7 protein-coding genes are annotated in these 2,874 nt (G+C 44.7%); 5 read left to right on the forward strand and 2 right to left on the reverse strand.

Translation table 11 applies throughout. From position 1 onward, the window contains the following. The first annotated feature begins 274 nt into the window (after positions 1-274). The 5 genes from F566_RS0100215 to F566_RS0100235 all read left to right on the forward strand — a co-directional run bounded on the left by F566_RS0100215 (position 275) and on the right by F566_RS0100235 (position 2,145). Positions 275-820 (forward strand): hypothetical protein, encoded by a 546-nt coding sequence (locus F566_RS0100215; protein WP_020404973.1) that lies wholly within the window; start codon positions 275-277, stop codon positions 818-820. After that, positions 813-992, forward strand: coding sequence for a hypothetical protein (locus F566_RS0100220; protein WP_020404974.1), 180 nt, complete (start codon positions 813-815; stop codon positions 990-992). The genes F566_RS0100215 and F566_RS0100220 overlap by 8 nt, the downstream gene beginning before the upstream one ends. Next, entirely contained in the window at positions 982-1,113 is a 132-nt protein-coding gene (locus F566_RS37830; protein WP_020404975.1) for a hypothetical protein, read from the forward strand. The genes F566_RS0100220 and F566_RS37830 overlap by 11 nt, the downstream gene beginning before the upstream one ends. A 103-nt stretch (positions 1,114-1,216) precedes the next feature. After that, a complete protein-coding gene (locus F566_RS0100230) occupies positions 1,217-1,489 on the forward strand; it encodes a hypothetical protein (protein ID WP_020404976.1) in 273 nt (90 codons plus the stop codon). Positions 1,490-1,590: 101 nt separating this feature from the next. Further along, entirely contained in the window at positions 1,591-2,145 is a 555-nt protein-coding gene (locus F566_RS0100235; RefSeq protein ID WP_020404977.1) for a hypothetical protein, read from the forward strand. 23 nt (positions 2,146-2,168) lie between these two features. On the opposite strand, the gene F566_RS0100240 is transcribed toward F566_RS0100235, so the two are convergent. Both F566_RS0100240 and F566_RS37225 read right to left on the reverse strand, forming a co-directional pair. Continuing rightward, positions 2,169-2,582, reverse strand: a complete 414-nt coding sequence (locus F566_RS0100240; RefSeq protein ID WP_026179653.1) for a hypothetical protein — start codon at positions 2,580-2,582, stop codon at positions 2,169-2,171. A gap of 12 nt (positions 2,583-2,594) precedes the next feature. After that, the coding region (locus F566_RS37225) for a hypothetical protein (RefSeq protein ID WP_211210557.1) at positions 2,595-2,874 on the reverse strand (280 nt) is incomplete at its 5' end.

A 2,874-nucleotide genomic window follows, 5' to 3' on the forward strand; every position in this document is an offset into this window, starting at 1 on the left:
AAATCCACTCCGATGAGCTTAATATTCATGATGGATGCCTCCTCTATACTTGTTTGTTGACACTACAAGTGTGGCGCATTTGACGCCGATAGAGGAGAGGCATCCATCTCATCACCCAGATAACTATTCGTTGATTAGTATGGAGCGAAAAACGATTGTCCAACTAGTTTTCGGACGTCTCACACACCAATCTGTTATGCCAAAAGGTCGATCCCGGCAGCAATCTTAGTTTGGTAGAATCGCCTGCACCAACAAGGAATCAGGGAGTACAGTTGTGCAAAGGAGTTACAAAGAGACGATAAGTCGCTATGAGGCTCTAAGACAGGTCGTATTTGAGTTTGCTGAAAGCGAATATTCGGGATACGGCCTCAAGTTCTCAGAAATTTCCTACAAGGACGCACAGACAGCAGAAACATGGGCGGGACTGTGGAAGAATTCCAGTCGGGCAGCGAGCTGGGAGTGGACACGGATGTATCATAGTTACCACTCCAATGCTGGCGTAAAGAGATTTGATATAGCAATCAAGCATGCCGGACAACTGGTAGCCCTTTGTTATGGCGTCCCAAGCCATAGAAAAATGATTCTCAAGTTGCACGCACTTGAACGCTCCCCTTTAACCTCGCAACTTAACGGGATGGTGCTTGAAATAATGCTATTCGCCGCTACCGCCTACGCCAGGATGCTTGGATCAAATGAGCTCTGGCTTTGTGAGCCTGTGAGTCCAGCACATGTTAGACTGTATTCAAAGGCTGGTTATGAACCAAAGTACAACAGTGCTGGCAATTGCACTCACCTGACAATGAGGCTGACTTATGAATGATCTTCGTAAAAAGCTCGAAGGAATGAGAGAGCAAATCAGAAAAGACATTGAAAAGGTCAAAGAGGTTTCGAAAGAGCTGCCAGAAGACGAGCATCGGCTTCTCGGACCACGAAACGATATAGAATACCAGCGGATGATTAAAGAATTGAAGGAATCAAAAGATGAAGACTGACCAATCTGAGCAAAAGACCATAGAACAGATCCGTGAACAACTTCAGAAAGAGCGGAATAAAATTAAGGCGGATACAGTCGCGTTTGCTGCGAAACTGAAGGCAGTAAAAAAGATCAAGTAAGATGTAGAAGTTCAGATGGATGTCCCATTTTTCCGGTAGGTAGCGGAAACCTCTCGATCAGCTTGTTTTTTGAGTGTTTCAGATATTCTCCACAGATTCATGGATGTCACTTTTTTTCGTTCAAAAAGCAGGGGGAATAATAGCCGAACTTAGAGAAATGAATGTTTCCCTTTTGGATTGGGAAGCCCGTGCTGTGCTTGTATCTCTTACCAGTGAAATTGCCAGACTGCAACACATAGCTAATACGTCTGAGGATGAAGCCGCCGATGCGGGCAATGATTGCTTAGAGTTAGTAGGCCTAAAAGAGCGCCTTGAAAAGGAAGCCGTCACAGTATTTGGCGCACAAATTACCAACTTCGACAATGAAGCTATGTAGCCGCCCCTGCAAATCTCGGTTATTCAACTTACTCGTTCTCTAGGGTCAGGAGCAGAAATGATCAATGCCCCAACCAACCCCAAAGCGATTGGAGCAATCTAATGAGACAGGTTGGTAATTTGTGGCTTGCTCTAATGTGCTTCGTCCTTATCGGTTGTACACCTGCACAAGTACACATATCCCCCGGCATTCTTGAGAAAGCCAGTTACACGAATGGTGGAAGGAGAAGCCTTGATCTTCCCCTGACAGGTAGCTATCTGGCTTTTCGTTTTCATTCCAGCGAAATCATCAAACATGTTGATGACGACCACGACAACTACTCCTTCAGAGTCATTGCCACCCTCTTCAAGGATGGGAAAAAGATTGATTCCTCGTCAGGAATACCTCTAACCACCAAAGATAGCGACACCTACTTTGACATGAAAGGCCCGAACTATATCAGCCTGAATTTCTATGATTTATCGCTTATCAGCAATGACGGTAAAGAGGTCTCTCTACTGGAGATCGACTTTGACAGGATAGATTTTCAATTCCAACAACCGTCCGTCCCCGGTCAGTCTGTAACCAGCAATATCGTGTCCTATAGCAGAAGTGACGTGTTGGAAGTGCTGACTCAAGAAACGAACGAGTTAAAGGACTCTTTGCGGCAGCCCTAACGTACTGGGGAGCTTGGGGGGCGTTACTTTATGGGTGTGCGACATGTGATTGCAGGTTTATGGATGTCCCATTTTCTTCCAGGCCCCCAAATATCATGTTCACAAAGTAATTCTGAGCCACAAACCTCTATAAGCTTCTTTTTTTTAAGCGGGGTCAATGGATGAGACGTAACCAAAATATATCGAGGAGTGTTTAACTTATGAAGAGCCTCTTTCTCACGATTCATCCTATTCTTTAAAGTAGAAAATGTTGAACCTGCATAATGTTTGGCCTGAAGGACTATTAGATCAGCCCCCCTTAGAATGTCTACCATCCATTCCACCATCAGGACCTTCAGAGAAGGCCTCAAACCTAACCCCATTTCTTTGCCGATTAGATCTCTTGCGAGATCTTCGAAATCCGCGTGGCTAAGGTTCCTAAAATCATAAGTATTCACTGCTTATCCCCATTACTGCCCGAAGATTGACGCAAATATTTCTTCGAATTCCGTTGACCTATCTACAGATAAGGGCTGTGACAAACCTAAAGCATCATCTCTGGACGAAATGCGTTCTGTAACCTTCAATGCTCTTTCCGGTTTTGAACAGTTCGATGTTACTTCCTCTGGGTAATACTCTTCTATGGCACCTTTACTGTAAGCGTCCGGTAACCCCATCTTGAGCGCGCTACCAACTGACCTGGATAGTGTCCACTTATTTTTTAGTGGACACTTGTTATGATTGTCATAA

Origin of the sequence: Hahella ganghwensis DSM 17046 (assembly GCF_000376785.1) — a bacterium.
GTDB lineage: Bacteria > Pseudomonadota > Gammaproteobacteria > Pseudomonadales > Oleiphilaceae > Hahella > Hahella ganghwensis.

Bases quoted from the DNA above. Each gene is read 5' to 3' on its own strand.
- F566_RS0100220 (WP_020404974.1), top strand. From the start codon at position 813: ATGAATGATCTTCGTAAAAAGCTCGAAGGAATGAGAGAGCAAATCAGA.
- F566_RS37830 (WP_020404975.1), top strand. From the start codon at position 982: ATGAAGACTGACCAATCTGAGCAAAAGACCATAGAACAGATCCGTGAA.
- F566_RS0100230 (WP_020404976.1), top strand. From the start codon at position 1,217: ATGTCACTTTTTTTCGTTCAAAAAGCAGGGGGAATAATAGCCGAACTT.
- F566_RS0100235 (WP_020404977.1), top strand. From the start codon at position 1,591: ATGAGACAGGTTGGTAATTTGTGGCTTGCTCTAATGTGCTTCGTCCTT.